The sequence below is a fragment of the Pararhizobium mangrovi genome (assembly GCF_006516965.1).
GTDB lineage: Bacteria > Pseudomonadota > Alphaproteobacteria > Rhizobiales > Rhizobiaceae > Pararhizobium_B > Pararhizobium_B mangrovi.
Genome location: NZ_VHLH01000005.1, coordinates 104,443 through 120,829 on the forward strand (window position 1 = coordinate 104,443; position 16,387 = coordinate 120,829).

Below are 16,387 nucleotides of genomic sequence, written 5' to 3' on the forward strand. Positions count from 1 at the left end.
CCCTCCCGCCCCGGTTCTCGGTCTGATCGAGACTAGCCGATCAAACCGGGCAAATTCGAGGCGCGGCGCGCGCCCTACAACCCCATGAAGAGATAGATCGCCGTGCAGCTCGAAAGCCCGACGATGATTGTCATCGGAATGCCGATCTTGAGGAAGTCCACGAAGCGGTAGTTCGCCGCGCCGTAGACGAGCGTGTTCGTCTGGTAGCCGATGGGCGTCGCGAAGCTCGCGCTGGCGGCGAACATGACGGCGACCACGAAGGGGCGCGGATCGACGCCGAGCTGCTTTGCCAGACCGATCGCGATCGGCGTGACGATGACGGCGACGGCGTTGTTCGTTACGAGCTCGGTCAGGCAGACGGTCACGAAATAGAGCACGTAGAGCGTGGCGGCAGGCGGCAGCGTTTTCATCAGCGGCGTGATCGCGCCGACCACGGCCTCGACGGCGCCGGTCTTCTGGAGGCCCGTACCGACGATCAGCATGGCGAAGATCAGCACGAGGATCGAACCGTCGAGCGAGCCCCAGGCCTCGTCGCCGTCGATGCAGTTGAGAAGCAGGATCGCCGCCACCGCGATCAGCGCCAGCGGGCCGATCGGCATGAAATTGACGGCCGAAAGCGCCACGACGGCGAAGAGCGCGAGGATGGCGATCGGCGCCTTGGAGCGTCGGAAGGCGCGCGCACGCGGCGCGCTCAGCGAAATCAGATCGGCCTCGCGCGAAAGCGCCGTGAGGTTTTCCTCCGGGCCACGCAGGAGCAGGCGGTCGGCTGGGCGCATGCGCACGCTCGCCATGTCCGGCCCGGCTATGTGGCGGTGGCGGTGGACGCCGAGAACGCGCACCCCGAAGCGCCGACCGAGCCCGAACTCCGTCACCGTCTGGCCGATGCCGCCGTGACCGGGCGCGACGATCGCCTCGACGGAGACCATGTTGTCGGATGCCGGTACGACCGTTCGGCTGCCCACGCGCAAGCCTTCGAGTTCGTTCAGCGTCAGAAGTTCGGTCTCGCTCGCCTGGACGACGAGGATGTCGCCGCGCTGAAGGACGACCTCGTCGAGTTCGCTGCGCAGCGTCTCGCTGCCGCGCTTGACCGCCAGCATCGTGATCGCGTCGCGGGTCAGTTCGGCGATCCGGCCGATCGCCCTTCCGGCAAACGGGCTCTCGCCGCGAACGACGATGTCGGAAAGATAGGTCGCCTCGTCCTCGGCATCGTAGGCGCCGGCCGCCATGCGGTGGGGCAGGAGAAAGCGCGCGAAGATCGACATGCCGACGAAACCGGCGATCACCACGACGATGCCGATCGGCGTGATCTCGAAGATCGAGAACGGCCTGAGCCCGTTGCCGCGTGCCACGCCGTCGACGAGCAGATTGGTCGACGTGCCGATCAGCGTGCAGGTGCCGCCGAGGATCGCGGCGTAGGAAAGCGGAATGAGAAAGCGCGTCGGCGCCGTTCCGATCGTCTTTGCGAGCCGGATGAAGACCGGAATGAGAACGAGCACGACCGGCGTGTTGTTCATGAAGGCGGAGGCGGCCGTCGTCGCCGCGAGCATGAAACCGGTGGCCGGCACGGGATGGCGGTTCGCGCGTTTCATGACGAAGCTGCCGACGGCCTCGAGCACGCCGGTGCGCACGAGCGCGCCCGTCAGGATGAACATCGCCGCGATGGTGATCGGCGCCGAGTTCGAGAAGACGTCCATCGCCTCGTCCGGCTGGACGTATCCGAGCACCATGAAGGTTGCCGCCCCGCCGGCGGCGACGACGGCCGGCGGGTAGCGTTCGCTCAGGAAGCCCGCGAGCATGAGCGCGACGATCGCGAGCGAGACGATGGCCGCGTTCGTTGCGATGAAGTCAGCGATCATCGTCGCGCTGCGGCCGTGACGGTCATGAAGACGTGCGCGCGGGCGGCAGACGCGATCAGTCCGTGCGCCCGAACGTGTAGGTCAGGCCGACGAGCGCCGAGAACTGGTCGGCATCGGCCGTTACCGGGCTGTCGGCGGCATCGCCCACGAGCCGGCTGTAGCCGAGCGTGCTGCGTGCGGACCAGCGCTTCGAGAGCCGGTACTTGCCCTCGATCTGGAAGGAGATGTCCTTGATGCCCGCGTCTGCATCGAAACGGTCGAGGCCGGCATCCGATCGCGCGCTCTGGGCCGACGTGACGGAGAAATATTTGTCCATGTAGTCGCCGGAGGCGTAGGTGGCGCTCAGATACGGCGACAGGACGAGCCGGTCGGTGACCGCGAAATCGGCGCCGACGCCCGCCTTCACCGTATAGGCGCCGCTCGCATCGCCGGTGATCTGGTCGCCGAGTGCGACGTCCACGAAGAACGGGTCGAAATGATATTCGGCGAAGCCGCCGAGGATGACGCCGCCGTCGACGTCGCCGAGCCCCTTGAGACGAGCCCCGTCGCTGTCGTCACGCCCGAAGGTGTAGCCGGCGAGCGGTCCGATATCGAGATCGCCGTAGCGCAGCACGGCGTAGCGCACGTCGTCGAGACCGCGGAAGGAAAAGCGCGAGCGCGTCTTCGGATCGTAGTTGTCGCCGTAATAGTGCGGGATGACGATCGGGAAGCCGAGGAAACGGTATTGCGAAGAGCCCTCGTATTTCGGCTTGGTCAGACCGATGGCACCGACCTCGAAGCCCCAGTTGCCCTTGTCGTCGACGACCGGCGCGGCATAGGATGCCGGCGCTTCTTCCGTCACGTCGGCAGCGCGCGCGGCCGGCACCGCGGCGAACGAGACCGCCGCCGTTGACGCGGCCAGAAGCAATGTGATGACCTTCACGATACTCAACCCTTCTCCGACGCCTCGAACGGGCGCGGTATCCAATCATTCGAATGGAAATGTCCGGGTTCGTGCCATCGTGTCAAGCTGCGTCGCCATCCCCGGCACCTGCCGGGGATGTTTCGCGAAGCCACTGTGGCATTTCAGCTTTCGGCGGAAGATACCGTCGCCTCGATATGCTCGACGAGATCGTCCGGCAGGCCGAGACGGCCGGCGAGCAGATCGAGATAGCCGCGCTCGGCGCGCGTATCCGGTTCGACCGCCAGACGCGAGGCGGTATAGAGCTCGACCTTCTGCTCCTCGGTCTTCGCGCCGGAAACGAGCGTATCGATATCCGCAGGCTCGTCGATCTCCTTTTGAAGGAACGATCGGGCGTCGCCTTCGAGATCGCTCTCCTCGAGGCGGCCGAGGATCCGCTGGCGTTCCTGATCGTCGATATGCCCGTCCGACGCGGCGGCCGCGATCATGCCGCGAACGAGAAGGAGCGCGAATTCCGGCTCGGTGTCCTCGGCATCGACGTGGAAACCCGTCTCACCGCGCGCCGGCAGCTTTTCCGGCGCCTCGCCGGCATTGCCGGCACCCGGCCGGTTGCCCGACTTGTAGTTCTGATAGGCGTGGTAGCCGAGCCCGGCGATGGCGGCCATCCCGCCGTATCGAAGGGCCGAACCGGCGAGCTTGCGGCCGAACCCGGTCCCGAGCAGGCCAGCGGCGAGCAAGCCCGCCTTGCCGGGATTGCGGCGGATCATGTCCATCGCCTGCGTGCCGAGATTCTGCAGATCGCCCTGCCCGCCGGCGCCTCCGGAAGGATTGGTATTGCCGGTGCTGCCGGCGGCAGTCTGGCCGCCGACGAGCTGGTCGAGAAGCCGCTTCGCATCGAACATGTCCGTTTCTCCATTGCCTCGAACGAGGGTTGATGAGCACGAAACGGACATGGGGATCGAAAGGCGCGCGCGCCATCCGACGCCCTGAATTTCACGCGATCGGCGAGCGATTCCCAGAGCATTTTCCAGCCGGACTGACCCAGTCCGGCGTCGTAAACGATGAGCAAACCGAAGGGACAGAGCGCTGGACCCGATTCAGTCAGGTCCAGCGCTCTAGACGGAAATCGTGCCGGTGCCGAGCGTCGCGGCCTCGCTCGAAAGCCCGGTGATCGCGTCCCAGTCGCCGCTTGCGACGAGGTTCTTCGGCGCGACCCACGAGCCGCCGACACATACGACGTTGGGCAATGCGAGATAGTCCGGCGCGTTCGCCGCCGAGACGCCGCCGGTCGGGCAGAACCTGACGCCGGCGAGCGGCGAGGAAAGCGCCTTCAGATACCCGGCCCCACCCGCCTGTTCGGCGGGGAAGAACTTCAGCATGGTGTAGCCTTCCTCGACAAGCGCCATCACCTCGCTTGCCGTCGCGGCACCGGGAAGAAGCGGAACGTCCGATTTCGACGAGGCGTCGAGCAGTTCCTGTGTCATGCCGGGGCTGACGATGAATTTCGATCCGGCCGCTTCCGCCTCGCGGTACTGCCTGGCATTGAGGATCGTACCGGCACCGACGATCGCTTCGGGCACTTCCGCGGCGATCGCACGGATCGCGTCGAGGGCCGGCGGGGTGCGCAGCGTGATCTCGATCGCCTTCAGCCCGCCGGCGACGAGCGCCCGCGCCAGCGGCACGGCGCTCCCGGCGTCGTCGACGACGATCACAGGCACGACGGGCTGTGCCTGCAGCATGGAAACGAGCGTATCGGTGGTTCGGGCCATGAGCGCGCTCCTGAGTTTCGAGGAGCGTTCGCTTTAGCCACGGCGCCCGGCGATGTCCATCCGTCGCAGGGCGCCGTGACCCGGTTAGGCGCTACGCCGTGCGGGCGATACCGAAACACGCGGCCAGGCGCGAGAGTGCGGTGGCAAGGCAGGACAGCACCGACGAACGCTTCCCCTTCAGCGCCGCGAGCGTCCGCGGCCCGGCGATCCCGTCGGCCGCGAGGTCGTTGGCATGCTGGAAGCGTTTCACGGCGCGCACCGTCGCGGAACCGAAGATGCCGTCGGCTTCGAGCGCGGCGCCTTGGCTTGCGAGCGCCTGCTGGAGGCGCGTGACGGCGGGACCTCTCGAACCGCGCTTCAGCAGGGCCGCACCCTCGCCCGCACCGCTTCCCGCACAGGCCGCCTCGTAGGCCTCGCGGAGCTTGCGCGCATAGGCGTTCCGACGAAAGCCCGGGCCGTTATAGCCGCGGGCGAAGCCGGTCCAGTCCTTCCTCGCGAGCGCCGCCATCAGCCCGGCATCGGCGATGAAGGCGAGCATCCCGCGAAGCTGGCCGGCGAGCCCGGCGCGCATGTCCTCCACGAACGCCTCGACGCTCCCATAGCCGAGCGCGCGCCAGTGTGCGCCCATGACCTGCCCGACCCCCCAGGAGGCCGATTCGTAGGCCGCCGCCCGGTCGAGCTTCGCCGCCCGGCGCAGGAGCGACCAGCGCGCCGCCTGTCCCGGCGGGTTGGCAACGACACCCGCCCCGGCCGCGCAAAGCCCGGCCTTGCGGGCAGCGGCACGCACCTCGTCCCGACACAGCCGGTCGAAATAATGCCCCTCCCAGCGGATCAGCGGCTCGCGCCGACCGTCGACCTCCGTCGTCACCCGGCCGCCGCTTTCGACCGCGACCACCGCTTCGAGCGCGGCCGGCTCCAGCCCGTGCATGCGTGCGGCCGCCGCGATCGTCCGTCTCGCTTCGTCGTCCATCATCGCCGATCTCCCTTCGCGTTTCGGTGCGCTCCATGGTGCACCGGCTGGCCGATCCGGGGACGCGGTATCGCCGCTTTGGAGAACGCTGGAAGCACGGAACCACCCGCCGGACCTGGCGGCGATTGCGCGAAGGCCGGCGAGCGATTAATTCGCACGCATGAGCACAAAGGTTTCCCCAACCGCGGCAACCGCGACGGACGGCGGCGATTTCCTCGTCGCGGCATTCTATCACTTCGCGCGCCTGCCCCATTTCGCCGACCTTCGCGCGCCGGTGCTGGCACTTGCCCGCGAGAATGGCGTGCACGGCACGATCCTGCTCGCCGAAGAAGGCGTCAACGGCACGATCGCCGGCCCGGACGAAGGTGTGCACGTGGTCCTCGACTTCCTGCGGGACGACACCGCGCTTGCCGGCCTTCGGCACAAGGAAAGCCGCGCGGCGACGATGCCGTTCCTAAGAACGAAAGTCAGGCTCAAGCGAGAGATCGTCACCATGGGCGTTTCCGGCCTCGATCCCGAAACCGGTGCGGGCACCTATGTCGAGGCAAAGGACTGGAACGCGCTGATCTCGGACCCGGACACCGTCGTGATCGACACCCGGAACGCCTACGAGACTGCGCTCGGCACGTTTCGCGGCGCGCTCGATCCCGGGACCGAGAGCTTTCGCGACTTTCCCGAATGGGCGCGCGGGAGCGAAGCCCTGAACGGGCGCAAGAAGATCGCCATGTTCTGCACCGGCGGCATCCGCTGCGAAAAGGCGAGCGCGTTTTTGAAGGCGGAAGGTTTCGAGGACGTCTTTCATCTTCAGGGCGGCATCCTGAAATATCTCGAGGAGGTGCCCGCCGACGAAAGCCTGTGGGACGGCGCCTGTTTCGTGTTCGACGAGCGCGTGTCGCTGACGCACGGCTTGAAGGAAGGCGGACACAGCCTCTGCCGCGCGTGCCGCCGCCCGCTGACGCCGGAAGACCGCGCTTCGAACGCATTCGAGCCCGGGGTTTCGTGCCCGCATTGCTTCGGCGAACGCGACGAGGAAGATCGCCAACGCTATCGCGAGCGCCAGCGTCAGGTCGCGCTCGCCGCCACGCGCGGAAAGGCGCATCTCGGCTGAAAGACCGCGCATCGCTGGAAGGACTGTTCACCGCCTGCGATTGGCGCGAGGCTCGTTTCGTCGTTACTTCCATGCGGGAACCACGCGCAACGCATGGAGTGCGGTCATGGAATTCGGTCTCTACACCTTCGCCGACGTCGGCACGAACCCGGTCACGGGCGAGCGGGTCGACGCGGAAAAGCGGCTGAACGACCTGATCGAGGAGATCGAGCTTGCCGATCAGGTCGGGCTCGACCTCTTCGGCCTCGGCGAGCACCACCGGCCGGACTATGCCTCGTCCGCGCCCGCGGTCGCGCTTGCCGCTGCCGCCATGCGTACGAAGTCGATCCGCCTGACGAGCGCCGTTTCGGTCCTCAGTTCCGACGACCCGATCCGCGTCTTCCAACAATTTTCGACGCTCGACAATCTGAGCCACGGGCGCGCGGAGATCATGGCCGGGCGCGGCTCGTTCATCGAATCCTTCCCGCTCTTCGGCTACGACCTCGCCGATTACGACACGCTCTATTCGGAAAAGCTCGACCTGCTCCTGAAACTCAACGAAGGCGAGCACGTCACGTGGCCGGGCGGGCGGCATACCGCCCCGATCGATGGGCGCGGCGTCTATCCCCGGCCGGTGAACGGCAGCCTGCCGCTGTGGATCGCCGTCGGCGGCACGCCGCAATCGGTCGTGCGGGCGGCGCAGTTCGGCCTGCCGCTCGCGATCGCCATCATCGGCGGCGAACCGCGCCGCTTCGCACCGCTCTTCGAGCTTTATCGGCGGGCAGCGAGAGAAGCGGGTCACAACGCGGCGAAGCTGAAGACGAGCCTCAACGTTCACGGCTTCGTCGGCAAGACGCGCGAGAAGGCGGCCGAGACCTTCTACCTTCCGCAGGCGGAAGTGATGAACCGGATTGCCGAGGAACGCGGCTTTTCGCCGATGACGCGCCCGCATTTCGAGGCTCTTTCCGGACCGTCCGGCGCGATCTTCCTCGGCAGCCCGGCCGAGATGGTCGACAAGATCCTCGCCCACCACGAAATCTTCGGCGGGTTCGACCGCTTCGTGATCCAGATGGCGATCGGCATCATCGACCATCGCGACTTGATGGAGGCGATCGAACTCTACGGAACGCGCGTGGCGCCGGAAGTCCGAAAGGCGCTCGCCGGGGAGACGATCCCGGCTGCGTGATCTTCAGCCGTTCGCCGTGCGGTGCGCCTCGATCAGATCGCGGTACCAGACAGCACTTTCCTTGGGCGTGCGCTCCAGCGTTTCGTAGTTCACGTGGACGAGGCCGAAGCGCATCTTGTAGCCCTCGGCCCACTCGAAATTGTCCATCAGCGACCAGCAGAAATAGCCCTTGAGCGCGATGCCGTCGGCAGCGAGATCGGCGACGACCGACAGGTGATCCTCGAGATAGGTGATGCGCGGCGCGTCGTGGACGATGCCGTCCGCGTCCGGGCCCATATTGTAGCAGGCGCCGTTCTCCGTGATGTAGAGGTCCGGCAGGTCGTAGCGCTCGGCAAGCTTGCGGATGACGAAGGAAAGCCCGTCGGAATCGATCTCCCAGCCGATATCGGTCTTCTCGGGCTTGACCGGTGCGCCCTCTTTCGTGCGCGGAAAGACGGCGTCGCTCGATGCATCGTCGTGCACGCGCATCGGGAAGTAATAGTTGATGCCGATGAAATCGAGCTTCTGGGCGATCGTCGCCATGTCGTCCGGCTCGATCGCCGGCATGCGATCCGCGAACGCTTCCATGAAGCTTTCGGGATAGGCACCCTTGAACGCCGGGCCGAAGAAGCTGCCATTGTGAAAATCGAAGCCGCGTTCGGCCGCCGCTCGGTCTTCATCGCTGTCGCTTGCCGGGATCACCGCCATCGGGTTGTAGACGATACCGACCGGCAAATCCGAACGCTCGCCGCGGATCGCCTGCACGCCGAACCCGTGCGCGAGATTGGTCGTGTGGAGGGCGGCCAGCGCCGCATCCATGCTGCGCTCGCCTGGCGCATGCACGCCGTAGAGATGCGAAAGCCAGACCGAGCACCATGGCTCGTTGAAGGTCGCGATCGCATCGAGCCGGTCTCCGAGCCGCGCCGTCACGATGCGCGCATAGCGCTCGAACGCGTGGGCGGTGGAGCGTGCCGCCCAGCCGCCATCGCCCATCAGCATCAAGGGCAGGTCCCAGTGATAGAGCGTGGCGAAGGTCTTGATGCCGCGATCCCGGCAGCCGTCGAGGAGGCGGTCGTAAAAATCGAGCCCCGCTTCGTTCACCGGTCCGACACCTTCGGGCACGATGCGCGGCCAGGCGATCGAGAAACGATAGGCTTCGATGCCGAGCGAGACCATCAGGTCGAGGTCGTCCTCGAGCCGGTGATAGTGGTCGCAGGCGACCTCGCCCGTATGCCCTTCGTAGACGCGCCCCGGCATCTTCGAGAACGCATCCCAGATCGAGGGTTTGCGACCATCCTCCGCGACCGCGCCTTCCACCTGATAGGAGGCCGTGGCGACGCCGAAGAGGAAATCCTTCGGGAAGCGTTCGGCGAGTGTCTTCGCATCGGGCATGGTCGTCTCCTCCGGTTCGACGCGTACTGCAACGATGCAGGTGTTGAACCGCAACGGATACCGGATCAAGGGAAACGAGCATCAAGGAGCGAATTTTCGCGCTGGACGTGCCCCGCGGAATGGCCGCAGGCCGGCACGCAAAGACCGCGCTCGGCCGCTTCCCTTGACCGAAAAAGGCGAATGTGCCCTATGCACCGCACACACGAAACCTCGCAACACGCATTCTTCTAAACGCTGCAGCCGCGGCTTGGCCCGCCCAATCACGGCTCGGGCCCGACACCGCCGGCGCAGCCGCGCAACCGAAAACGACAGGACATCATGGCTGACACGACGCCCCGCATGCGCATCGCCCCCTCGCCGACCGGCGAGCCGCATGTCGGCACGGCCTATACGGCCCTCTTCAACTGGCTGCTGGCGCGCCATCTCGGCGGCACCTTCATCCTGCGCATCGAGGATACGGACGCCACGCGCTCGACGCGCGAATACGAGGGCAACGTTCTCGACGCGCTGAAGTGGACGGGCCTCACCTGGGCGGAAGGCCCGGACGTCGGCGGCGACTACGGCCCCTATCGCCAGAGTGAGCGCAAGCATCTCTACGGCGAGCACGTCGAGGCGCTGCTCGACAAGGGTCACGCCTTCAAGTGCTTCTGCTCGGCCGAGCGGCTGGAAAAGATGCGCGCCGACCAGCGCGCCAAGAACGAGCCGCCGCGCTACGACGGGCATTGCCTCGGCCTTTCCGCCGAGGAGGTGAGCGCGAAGGAAGCCGCCGGCGAGACGCCGGTCGTGCGCATGAAGGTGCCGGCCGAAGGCACCTGCCGCTTCACCGACTGGGTCTATGGCGAGGTCGAGATCCCGTGGACGTCCGTCGACATGCAGGTCGTCATGAAGGCCGACGGCATGCCGACCTACCACGTGGCGAACGTCGTCGACGATCATTTGATGAAGATCACTCACGTCGCGCGCGGCGAGGAATGGGTGTCGTCGACGCCCAAGCACATCCTGCTCTACGAGTATCTCGGCTGGGACGTGCCGGAATTCATCCACCTGCCGCTGATGCGCAACGCGGACAAATCGAAGCTTTCCAAGCGCAAGAACCCGACCTCCATTTCCTACTATTCCGCGCTCGGCTTCCTGCCTGAAGCGCTGATGAACTTCCTCGGCCTGCTCTTCATCCAGATCGACGAGGGCGAGGAACTGTTGGACATGGACGGGCTCGCCGAAGCTTTCGATCCGCATACCCTGTCGAAGAGTGGCGCCGTCTTCGACCTGCAGAAGCTCGAATGGCTGAACGGGCGCTGGCTGCGCGAGAAGCTTTCGGAAGAAGAGTACCTCCACCGCGTGCTCGCCTGGGCGGGCGAACGTGACAGGCTCAAGCAGGGCCTAGCGCTCGCGCAGTCGCGCATCGGCAAGCTTTCCGACCTGCCGGACCTCGTCTCCTTCCTGTTGAAGAGCGAAGCCGGCGTCACGCCGGAAAGCTTCGACGGCATGAAGAAGATCACGCGTGCCAATGCGCTCGACGTGCTGAAGGCCGTTCAGCCGGCGCTCGACGCGTTGCCGGACTGGACCACGGAAGCGATCGAGGCCGAACTTCGCCGGCTCTCCGAAGAGGACATGGGCAAGAAGCTGCGCCTCGTCGTGCCGCCGCTCTTCGTCGCGGTCTCGGGATCGGCGCGCTCGCTGCCGCTCTTCGATTCCATGGCGTTGCTCGGCCGCGCCGTCACGCGCCAGCGCCTCAAGGCGGCGATCGCCGTGCTGGAACCCGCCGTTTCCGCAGAAGCCGCAGAATAACGAACAACACGGACGATTTCGCGATGAGCGCCAACACCGACGAGACCCTTTCCTCCGACGCCAGCGAAGTGCGCACGCAAAAGCTCGCCAAGCTGCGCGAGACGGTGGGCGACGTCTATCCCGCGCACTTCCACCGCTCGATCACGAACGGCGAACTGGCCGCGAAATACGCCGATCTCGAAGCCGAAACGGAAACCGACGACGAAGTCACGGTCGCCGGTCGCATCTATTCGATGCGTAATTCCGGCATGTTCATCGATCTCCACGATGCATCCGGCAAGATCCAGGTTTTCACGCACAAGGACATCGCCCCGCAAGAGGTCCGCGATCTCCTGCCGATGATCGATCTCGGCGACATTATCGGCGTCACCGGCAAGGTGCGGCGCACCAAGCGCGGCGAGCTGACGGTCAACACGACCGGCATCACCATGCTGACGAAGACGCTGAAGCCGATGCCGGAGAAGTATCACGGCCTCGCCGACATCGAGACGCGCTACCGCAAGCGCTATCTCGACGTGATGAGCAACGAGGAATCGCGCACCCGCTTCCGCCAGCGTTCGCAGATCGTCTCGGCCGTACGCCGCTTCATGGAGGACGACGGCTTTACCGAGGTCGAGACGCCGATGCTGCAGCCGATCTACGGCGGCGCGACGGCCGACCCGTTCCGCACGCATCACAACACGCTGAAGATGGACATGTTTCTGCGCATCGCGCCGGAACTCTATCTCAAGCGCGTGCTGGTCAGCGGACTGACCGACAAGGTCTTCGAGGTGAACCGCAACTTCCGCAACGAGGGCGTGTCGACGCGGCACAATCCCGAGTTCACCATGCTCGAATGCTACTGGGCCTATGCCGACTACGAGGACATCATGGACCTCGTGGAGCGCATGTTCGCCCATCTGGCGACGACGCTGCACGACACGACGGACGTGGCGTTCGGCGAGCAGCAGATCTCCTTCGCCGCCCCCTTCCGCCGCCTGCCGATGCCCGACGCCGTGCAGGAAGCGACCGGCGTCGACTTCCTCGCGATCACCTCGGACGAGGACGCGCGCGCGGCCATCGCCGAGATGGGGCTGGAACCGGAGGAAGACGACATGAGCTGGGGCGAGTGCCTGGCCTTCGCCTTCGAGGAGAAGGTCGAGGCGACGCTGATCCAGCCGACCCACGTCATCAACTTCCCGAAGGACATCTCCCCCTTCGCCAAGGAGGTGCCGGGCGAGCCGCGCCTCGTCGAACGCTTCGAGACCTATATCAACGGCTGGGAAATGGGGAACGCGTTCTCCGAGCTGAACGACCCGGTCGAGCAGCGCCGGCGCATGGTCGAGCAGGTGGAACAGGCGCAGGAGCGCGGCGAGGCCGCCCGCGTCCTCGACGAGGATTTCCTCGAAGCCATGGACCACGGCATGCCGCCGGCCGGCGGCCTCGGCATCGGGCTCGACCGGCTGATCATGCTCCTGACGAACGCGCCCTCGATCCGCGACGTCATCCTCTTCCCCGCTCGCAAGACGCGTCCCGATACACAATCGGCCTGATCGTCGGGTCCGCCCCGGGGAGCGTCAGTGACCGCCTTCATGGCCGGAAGGCGCTGGCTCCGACGGTTCATGCCCCTGCGCGGCGCTACGGCCCGCGCCCTTCGCCGCATCGGCATCTTTCGCCTCACCAGCCGTCGGGGTACAGCCCGTCGGCTCGGGATCCTTCGCGACGATCTTCACAAGCTGATCCTCGTCCGGCACCTTCGTCTTGCCGTAGAAGTCGCCGTCGGCGGACGGACGCGCATCGACGTACCGCGCCTGGAAACGCCGCGTTCCGGGCGCGATGCGATCGGGATGCGGTGCGTAGACCACGCGCGCGCCGACGGCCGTGTCACGCATGAGGATGCGCCGTTTCGGCCCTTCGGTGTCGCCGGCGACGACAAGAACGAGATCGACGGGATGTTCCGCGGCCTCTGCACGGGCGGCATCGAGCGTCGCGCGCAGGCGCGCCGGGCCGTCGGACGGCGCGATAGCGATATAGGCGCGGGTCCATACGTTCCCGTCCTGCGCACGGAAGCGGACGCGCTCGATCAGCGTGCAGGCGGGGCGCAGGTCGCCCCTGTCCTTGCCGATGAACGGCATCTTCGCACCGGCGACATAGGCGCCGGCCGCCGAGACGCTGACGAGGCAGAACCCGCCGACGGCGCAAACGAGCACCGTTCGCGGCAGGCGCACGCGCCGCGTCTTGCCTTCGCTGTCAGCCATGCCGCTCCGGCATCCGGTTTGCGTGATCCGCGGAGGCCGCACGCTATCCCGGCTTCCATTACGGAAGGCTTAAGCGGGCTCCCGCCCGGAGGCTTCGCGCGCGTCGTCCTCGAAGGTGCGCGTCGCCGCCTCGGAGCGCTCGTCGCCGGCCATCTCGGCTGCGACGGACGGCGAAAGCGTGAACGTGTCGAAGCCGCGCGCGAGAAGCGTGTCGACCTGCGCCGCGCCCCTGAGGCTTGCGACGAGGATGCGCGGGCCCTCGCCGCCCGCAATCGCGCGCATCGCATCGAGCGTGCCGTCGGCATCGAGGCCCGCCTCGGACATGCGCCCGTAATACGGTGCCACGTAGGAAAGCCCGAGGGCTGCCGCCGCGGCGCACTGGCGCGCCGTGTAACAGGCCGTCAGCGTCACCCGGCACTTGCCCTCGCGAAGCACGCGGGCGGCGGCGAAACCTCCCGACGTCGCCGGCACCTTGACGGTCACGATCGGCGAGAGCGCCGCGAGCGCACGTCCGGTTTCGACGAACCGTTCCCGCTCGCCACCCCATGCCTGAAGGTGCAGTTCGTGAAAACCGAGGCCGTCTGCTTCCTCGGCGAGGTGTCGCATGGTCTCGAGCGAACAGGTAAGCCCCGCCTTGCGCAGGATCGATGGATTGCACGTCGCGCCGTGAACCCATCCCTCGTCGGCGAAGCGCGCCCATTGCTTCACGTCCGCGCTGTCGATGAAGAAGCGAAGCGGGCGGCTCATCGGCCCTGCCCGTGCACGGCGATCTCGTCGAGACGCGGCAGATCCGCGCCGCGGCGCGAACAGGTGACGGCCGCCGCTGCGATCGAAAAGGCAAGGATCGCATCGAGATCGGCATCGGCGGCATTCTCGGCGGAGAGGTAGCCCGCCGAACCGAGCCAGTGCAGCATTGCTGCGGCGAAGGTGTCGCCGGCGCCGACGGTATCCACGACCTCGACCGGGCGTCCTTCGGCTTGCGCCGTTCGCCCGTTCGCGGAAAACGCCATCGCCCCCTTCGGGCCGCGGGTGACGAAGACGAGCGATGCGCCGCCCGATATGCGATCGGCCGCGAAGCTCTCCGCCGACATGCGGGGATAGAGCGCCGCGATGTCCTCGTCGCTCGCCTTGATGCAGTGCGCCGCCGCGGAGAAATTGCCGAACTGCTCGCGCCAGCGATCGAGATCGGGCTCGATGCTGGGGCGGATGTTCGGATCGTAGGAAACGAAGCGACCGCCCCGTTCGCGGCGTACCAGCGCCAGAAGGCTCGCGGCCGTCGGGTCGGTGACGGTCGAGTACGAGCCGACATGCACGCAGGTCACCTCGCGCGGCAGACTTTTCGGCAGTTCGGCGAGCGTCATCGACCGGTCGGCGGTCTCGGAAATGTAGAATCCGTAGTCGGCCGAGCCGTCCGCCCTCCGGCTCACCAGCGCGAGCGTGCTGTTGCGCGTGGTCGGAACGAGCAGATTGCTGGAAACCCCGTTTTCCTTCAGGAATTCGGCGATGCGCTGGCCGAAGGTGTCGGAGGAATTCTTGGCGAGGTAGCCGGTCTGATTGCCGAGGCGCGCGAGCCCCACCGCGACGTTCAGCGGCGAGCCGCCGACATGGCCTTCCAGCGCGATCCGCCCCTTGGTTTCCGGCGGCAGCGCGAAGAGATCGAACAACGCGTCTCCACAGCTGACGAACACGGCATGCCTCCCGCTCGAACTACAACTTCACACCTCGCATCGGGCTCTAGAACATTTCGCCGTGCCACGGAAGCGGCGCCGTCGAAAGAACGGCGCTGGCAACACGGCATCCCGGCGACGGACCGTTCCCGCCTCAGCGATCGACGATGATGGTCTTCGCCACGGCGATGCCGAAACCGGCGAGGCCCACATAGGTTCGCTCACCGGTGGCGATCTCGGCGATCGAGCGGATGCGCAGATCGCGCAGGATCTGCGCCCCGACGCCCACCTCGCGCCAGCGGCGGCGGCGTACGAGCGCGCTCTGGTGATGCTCGTCCTCTCCGCCCTCGCCCGTCGAGCCCGGCTCGTCGAACTCGTCGGCGCTCGCCGTTCGCAGGAGCATCAGCACGCCCGCGCCGGCTTCGGCGATCGGCTTGATCGCGTTCTGCGCCCAGGAGCGCGCCGAGCCGAGCGTGCCGAAATAGTCCTCGACCGGCTGCTCGCGGTGAATGCGCACCGGTACGTTCTCCCGATCCGCCACGTCGCCGAAGACGGCGACGACGTGCTGGATCGCGTCGAAGGGCGTTTCGTAGATGCGGATCGTGCAGGGGTGGCCCGCGACCGTGCTCGCCATCTCGCGCGCGCAGGTCACGAAGGATTCGCGCCGCACCCGATACGAGATCAGGTCCTCGATCGAGATGATCGGCAGGCCGTGCTCGCGCGCGAAGACCTTCAGTTCGGCGAGCCGTTTCACCGTCCCGTCGTCGTTGACGATCTCCGCCAGCACGCCGATCGGCTCAAGGCCCGCAAGCGAGGCAAGATCGGTGCCGGCCTCGGTGTGGCCGGAGCGCACGAGCACGCCGCCCTCGCGCGAGATCAACGGGAAGATGTGGCCCGGCCGGATGAAGTCGTCGCCGCCGCAATTGTCGTTGGCGAGCGCGCGGGCGGTGGCGGCGCGCTCGTTGGCGGCGATCCCCGTCGTCATGCCGACCTTGTAGTCGACCGAAATGGTGAAGGCCGTGCGCATCGGGTCGATGTTGTTGGCGACCATCGGCGGCAGGTTGAGCGTGTGCGCGCGCTTCGCCGTCAGCGGCACGCAGATGATGCCGCTCGTATGGCGGATCATGAAGGCCATGTTTTCCGGCGTCGCCTTGGCGGCCGACATGATGAGGTCGCCTTCGTTCTCGCGATCGAGATCGTCGACGACGACGACGAGCTCGCCGCGCGCGATCGCCGCGACGGCATCCTCGATCGCATCGAGCTGTGGCTCGGTCTCGTCCATGGTTAGCGCCTTTCTCGTCAAACGGCCTGCGGCCTCCGCCTTTTAAGAGGCGAACGGGCAAAAGAAAAGCGCTCCGCTTGCGGTTCGCCCGATGGCGGACGTCGAGCGGCGGCGGCCATCATATCGGCATTTTGTCTTGATCATGAACGTGATACAGTGGATACGATCATCTTGGCGGGACACGAATTGGCATCGCCGGAAGGCGTCTTCCGGTACCGGCGATGGTGAATCGAGAGAAAATCAGTCTGTTGAACCACCCGATGCGATCCGGTG

General features: G+C 66.5%; 14 protein-coding genes. 4 read left to right on the forward strand and 10 right to left on the reverse strand.

From position 1 onward, the window contains the following. Positions 1-74: 74 nt before the first annotated feature. The 5 genes from FJU11_RS04505 to FJU11_RS04525 form a co-directional block, all read right to left on the reverse strand. Positions 75-1,856: an SLC13 family permease gene (locus tag FJU11_RS04505; protein WP_141165829.1), complete on the reverse strand. Its 1,782-nt coding sequence runs from the start codon at positions 1,854-1,856 to the stop codon at positions 75-77. A gap of 55 nt (positions 1,857-1,911) precedes the next feature. After that, positions 1,912-2,778, reverse strand: coding sequence for a MipA/OmpV family protein (locus FJU11_RS04510; RefSeq protein WP_235890818.1), 867 nt, complete (start codon positions 2,776-2,778; stop codon positions 1,912-1,914). 143 nt (positions 2,779-2,921) lie between these two features. After that, positions 2,922-3,659 carry a tellurite resistance TerB family protein gene (locus FJU11_RS04515; RefSeq protein ID WP_141165831.1) on the reverse strand — a complete coding sequence of 246 codons (738 nt, stop codon included), beginning with the start codon at positions 3,657-3,659 and terminating at the stop codon, positions 2,922-2,924. A 213-nt stretch (positions 3,660-3,872) separates the two neighbouring features. Next, complete coding sequence (locus tag FJU11_RS04520; protein WP_141165832.1) at positions 3,873-4,526, reverse strand: 2-dehydro-3-deoxy-phosphogluconate aldolase; 654 nt, start codon at positions 4,524-4,526, stop codon at positions 3,873-3,875. Between the two features lie 91 nt (positions 4,527-4,617). Continuing rightward, positions 4,618-5,499 (reverse strand): N-acetylmuramidase domain-containing protein, encoded by an 882-nt coding sequence (locus tag FJU11_RS04525; protein WP_141165833.1) that lies wholly within the window; start codon positions 5,497-5,499, stop codon positions 4,618-4,620. A gap of 157 nt (positions 5,500-5,656) precedes the next feature. On the opposite strand from FJU11_RS04525, the gene trhO reads away from it, so the two are divergent. Next, the gene (gene trhO / locus FJU11_RS04530; protein WP_141165834.1) at positions 5,657-6,604 is read left to right on the forward strand and encodes an oxygen-dependent tRNA uridine(34) hydroxylase TrhO; all 948 of its coding nucleotides are present in this window, start codon (positions 5,657-5,659) and stop codon (positions 6,602-6,604) included. 106 nt (positions 6,605-6,710) lie between these two features. After that, positions 6,711-7,769 (forward strand): Atu2307/SP_0267 family LLM class monooxygenase, encoded by a 1,059-nt coding sequence (locus FJU11_RS04535; protein WP_141165835.1) that lies wholly within the window; start codon positions 6,711-6,713, stop codon positions 7,767-7,769. A 3-nt stretch (positions 7,770-7,772) separates the two neighbouring features. Here the strand turns inward: FJU11_RS04535 and FJU11_RS04540 are convergent, their stop codons facing one another. Next, a complete protein-coding gene (locus FJU11_RS04540; protein ID WP_141165836.1) occupies positions 7,773-9,140 on the reverse strand; it encodes a GH1 family beta-glucosidase in 1,368 nt (455 codons plus the stop codon). Between the two features lie 318 nt (positions 9,141-9,458). Between FJU11_RS04540 and gltX the strand changes: the two genes are divergently transcribed. Both gltX and lysS read left to right on the forward strand, forming a co-directional pair. Beyond that, complete coding sequence (gltX, locus tag FJU11_RS04545) at positions 9,459-10,928, forward strand: glutamate--tRNA ligase (RefSeq protein ID WP_141165837.1); 1,470 nt, start codon at positions 9,459-9,461, stop codon at positions 10,926-10,928. A gap of 23 nt (positions 10,929-10,951) precedes the next feature. After that, positions 10,952-12,460 carry a lysine--tRNA ligase gene (gene lysS / locus FJU11_RS04550; RefSeq protein ID WP_141165838.1) on the forward strand — a complete coding sequence of 503 codons (1,509 nt, stop codon included), beginning with the start codon at positions 10,952-10,954 and terminating at the stop codon, positions 12,458-12,460. 24 nt (positions 12,461-12,484) lie between these two features. Here the strand turns inward: lysS and FJU11_RS04555 are convergent, their stop codons facing one another. From FJU11_RS04555 to ribB, 4 genes are all read right to left on the reverse strand, one after another. After that, positions 12,485-13,165: a hypothetical protein gene (locus tag FJU11_RS04555; RefSeq protein WP_141165839.1), complete on the reverse strand. Its 681-nt coding sequence runs from the start codon at positions 13,163-13,165 to the stop codon at positions 12,485-12,487. Between the two features lie 69 nt (positions 13,166-13,234). Beyond that, positions 13,235-13,912, reverse strand: coding sequence for a transaldolase family protein (locus FJU11_RS04560; RefSeq protein WP_141165840.1), 678 nt, complete (start codon positions 13,910-13,912; stop codon positions 13,235-13,237). After that, on the reverse strand, positions 13,909-14,853 hold the full coding sequence (locus tag FJU11_RS04565; protein WP_141165841.1) for a carbohydrate kinase family protein: 945 nt from the start codon (positions 14,851-14,853) through the stop codon (positions 13,909-13,911). Before FJU11_RS04565 ends, FJU11_RS04560 begins: the two co-directional genes overlap by 4 nt. A 133-nt stretch (positions 14,854-14,986) precedes the next feature. Further along, positions 14,987-16,114, reverse strand: coding sequence for a 3,4-dihydroxy-2-butanone-4-phosphate synthase (ribB, locus tag FJU11_RS04570; protein ID WP_141165842.1), 1,128 nt, complete (start codon positions 16,112-16,114; stop codon positions 14,987-14,989). Positions 16,115-16,387: the final 273 nt, after the last annotated feature.